The sequence below is a fragment of the Pseudomonas amygdali genome (assembly GCF_002699855.1).
In the GTDB taxonomy this organism is placed as follows: domain Bacteria; phylum Pseudomonadota; class Gammaproteobacteria; order Pseudomonadales; family Pseudomonadaceae; genus Aquipseudomonas; species Aquipseudomonas amygdali.
Genome location: NZ_LKBW01000143.1, coordinates 1 through 3,557 on the forward strand (window position 1 = coordinate 1; position 3,557 = coordinate 3,557).

Annotated in this window: 2 protein-coding genes and 1 pseudogene; all 3 read left to right on the plus strand. The window is 60.4% G+C overall.

Going from position 1 to position 3,557, the window contains the following annotated elements; all coding sequences use genetic code 11:
• Positions 1-94 precede the first annotated feature (94 nt).
• Positions 95-733: pseudogene (locus AO277_RS11870) on the plus strand (glycosyltransferase); the annotation flags it as partial.
• Positions 734-745: 12 nt separating this feature from the next.
• Entirely contained in the window at positions 746-2,155 is a 1,410-nt protein-coding gene (locus AO277_RS11875) for an undecaprenyl-phosphate glucose phosphotransferase (protein WP_044320114.1), read from the plus strand.
• 81 nt (positions 2,156-2,236) lie between these two features.
• Positions 2,237-3,325 carry a polysaccharide biosynthesis/export family protein gene (locus AO277_RS11880; RefSeq protein WP_044320115.1) on the plus strand — a complete coding sequence of 363 codons (1,089 nt, stop codon included), beginning with the start codon at positions 2,237-2,239 and terminating at the stop codon, positions 3,323-3,325.
• The last annotated feature ends 232 nt before the right edge of the window (positions 3,326-3,557 follow it).

Sequence of the window (3,557 nt, forward strand, 5' to 3'; positions counted from 1 at the left end):
CAATATTCTTTCACGGCTGCGAGTTTTGCCTGCACTGTATATTTACCCATGACGCCTCCAAAGGTTGCGTCCAACCTTCGGGGGTCATACCAGCGCGCGTGGGGACTTCTACCTGTGTGCCTCGCGGATGGTGCCCTACAAGCGCATGCCAATGATCGTCGAAGCCTTCGCCGCCATGCCGGACAAACGCCTGATCATGATCGGTGACGGACCGGACCTGGCCAAGGCGCAGGCCATTGCCAGGCAGGCGCCTAACGTAACGCTGCTGGGTTTCCAGCCTGGCGCGGTACTGCTGGAACATATGCGCAGCGCCAAGGCGTTCGTCTTCGCCGCCGAGGAGGATTTCGGCATCAGCCCGGTTGAAGCCCAAGCCTGCGGCACGCCGGTAATCGCGTTCGGCAAGGGCGGCATCATGGAGACCGTGCACGGCCTGGATCAACCGCAACCGACCGGCGTGCTCTACCGGCAGCAAACCGTGGCAGCGCTGAGCGCCGCCATCGGCGAGTTTGAAGCTGCGCAATCACGCATCTCGCCGCAGGCCTGCCGGGCCAACGCCGAACGGTTTTCGGTGGCGCGTTTCGAGCAGGAGATCAAAGCCTTCGTCGAGAACCGTCTGGCCACCTCGCATCTTGTGCATCTGGCTCGCCTGCCCCACCCGCACCGCGTCGCTCAACCAGCGCCGGTCCCGGGCAGCGAACTGCCAGGCCGTGTCGTCCCCATAAAAACCGTCTGAGCGAGCCCTCCAATGCGCACTTCCGTCCGCGGCATTCTGCATGCCCATCAGTCAGCGCTGTCGCTCGCCCATCGTCTACTGGACCTGATCATCATCGTGTTGATCGGTTACTGGCAAACCGGGCTGCAGGTCAGCGACAGCATCGAGGCCTGGTCGCACATCATTCTCGCGGTACTGGTATTTCACTGGGTCAGCGAATATCACCAGCTATATGGTTCATGGCGTGGCGAGCGCATCCTGCGCGAATTGACCAAGGTTTTCAGTTACTGGGCGATGACCTTCATCACCCTGCTGTCACTGAACAGCCTGCTGCTCAACCAGACACAATTGCCCGATAACGGCCAGATGAGCTGGTTCGCCCTGGCGCTTGCGGTGCTGTGCGGCTATCGACTGCTGATCCGCCTGGCCCTGCACAGGCTGCGTCGGCACGGCTTCAATACGCGCAGGGTGGCAATTGTCGGGACCGGCCAGGTCGGTGAGCGACTGGCGCGTTCCATCTCCCTTGCGCCGTGGATGGGGCTGAACCTGCTGGGGTTCTACGACTCGCATCCGCAGCAGATGAATCTGCTGGCCGAAAAACGCCGTCTGCCAGTGCTGGGTGATCTGGACCAGTTGATCGAAGATGCCCGCGCAAGCCGGATAGACAAGGTGTACATCACTCTCGCGTTCAGCGCCGAGCCGCAATTGCGCGAGCTGATTACCGGCTTGAGCGACACCACCGCCTCGGTGTACCTGATTCCCGACGTGTTCATGTTCGACCTGCTGCATGCCCGCAGTGAAAGCATCAATGGCCTGGCCAGCATCAGCATTTTCGATTCGCCCATGGACGGTGCCTGGAGCCTGGTCAAGCGCGCCGAAGACATCGTCCTGTCCAGTCTGATTCTGCTGCTGATCGCCCTGCCGTTGCTGGCCATCGCTGCGGCCATCAAGCTCACCTCTGCGGGCCCGGTGCTGTTTCGCCAGCGCCGCTACGGACTGGACGGCCGTTCGATCATGGTCTGGAAATTTCGCAGCATGAGCGTCCAGGAAAACGCCGATGTGGTGCTTCAGGCAACGCGCAATGACGCGCGGGTAACGTCGCTGGGGGCATTTTTGCGGCGCACTTCGCTGGATGAACTGCCGCAGTTTTTCAATGTGCTGCACGGCGATATGTCCATCGTCGGCCCGCGCCCTCACGCCATCGCCCATAACGAGCAGTACCGCAAGCAGGTCAGCGGCTACATGTTGCGCCACAAGGTCAAACCCGGCATCACCGGCTGGGCGCAGATCAATGGCTGGCGCGGTGAAACCGACACACTCGACAAGATGCGCATGCGCGTGGAATTCGACCTGGAATACATCGAGCACTGGTCGATCTGGCTCGACCTCAAAATCATTCTGCTGACGCTGTTCAAAGGCTTCGTCAACAAGAACGCCTTCTGACGCTTCCCCTGAGTGAACGAACGCGCCGAAATTCGTCGGTACGCCGAAAGAAAGGAGCAATGCCATGAAAGGAAAAACGCAATGAATCCAAGGTTAGTTGCTTTACTGCTCACCAGCCTGGCGCTGCATGGCTGCGCATTCGCCCCGGGGCAGCACATGACGCCGGACGACGTTACCACTGGCAAACCGGACGAGCCCCGGGCGCAACTGGTCGAGGTCACACCGAAAAGTCTTCAGCAACAGCAACAACGCGCCACCGCAGATGCCAAGGCACTGCCGCAGGCGCTGCTTGACTACAAGACTCCCGAATACGTGATTGGCGCTGGCGATACCTTGCTGGTCACCGTGTTCGAACACCCGGAACTGACCGCGCCAGGCTCGCAGGACCAGCTGGATGCCAACACCCGGGAAGTGCTGAACGATGGCACGCTCTACTTCCCCTACGTCGGACGAATCCGCGCGAGCGGCAGAACGGTGAGCGAAGTGCGCGAGCAGTTGCGCATGGGGCTGGCGCCGCAATACACCGAGGTCAAGGTCGACGTCAAAGTGCTGCGCTACAACAGTCAGCGAATACTCCTGTCCGGTTCCTTCAAAGTGCCCGGCCCGCAACCCATTACCAACATTCCGTTGAGCCTGGTGCAGGCCGTGAGCGTCGCGGGCGTCGACCTGACCGATGCCAACCTCGCCGGTCTGACCCTGCGCCGCGATGGCCGCGATTACTTGATCGACATCGACTCGCTGAACCGCAAAGACTCGCAACTGAGCAGAATCTTCCTGAAGGATGGCGATTACCTCCACTTGAACAGCAATTCGCGAAACAAGATCTACGTGCTGGGCGAAGTACGTAACCCGCAAGTGATCTCCTTCGGCACCACCCGCCTGACGTTGCTGGAGGCGCTGGGCAACTCCGGCGGCCTCAGCCCGGACAGCGCAGATGGCGATGCGGTGTATGTGATACGCGGTGCGGAAAACTTTGCCGAAGCGACCTCCACCGTTTACCACCTCAATGCCAGGAAGCCCACCGCCTACCTGCTGGCGGGGCAGTTCGAGCTCAAGGCGCAGGATGTGGTATTTGTCGGCCCAGCCGATATCACCCGCTGGAGCCGATTCATCAGCCAGTTGCTCGGTTCGGCCAGTGTGGTGCAGACCGGAGCAGCGTTCCGCAACTGACTCTGACGTCGCTTTGAAAATCTTCCTGCAAGCAGTTTTGCGGGAATTTTTGGCCCGCCGAACAACGCGAAACTGTTGCCTGAGCAACAGTCGTTCAACAGTTGGCTGGCTTTTCGTCAGCATGGCAACGCCGCACCATCGGTATGAAAAGCGCGCAAGCCCAATGCCTGTGAACCGCCCCGGGTTTCTCGGAGACCCTTTTGTTTGAGTCATGCCACCTGGGCAGACTCGG

Coding starts and splice junctions, on each gene's coding strand:
- AO277_RS11875 (WP_044320114.1), top strand. CDS start 746: ATGCGCACTTCCGTCCGCGGCATTCTGCATGCCCATCAGTCAGCGCTG.
- AO277_RS11880 (WP_044320115.1), top strand. CDS start 2,237: ATGAATCCAAGGTTAGTTGCTTTACTGCTCACCAGCCTGGCGCTGCAT.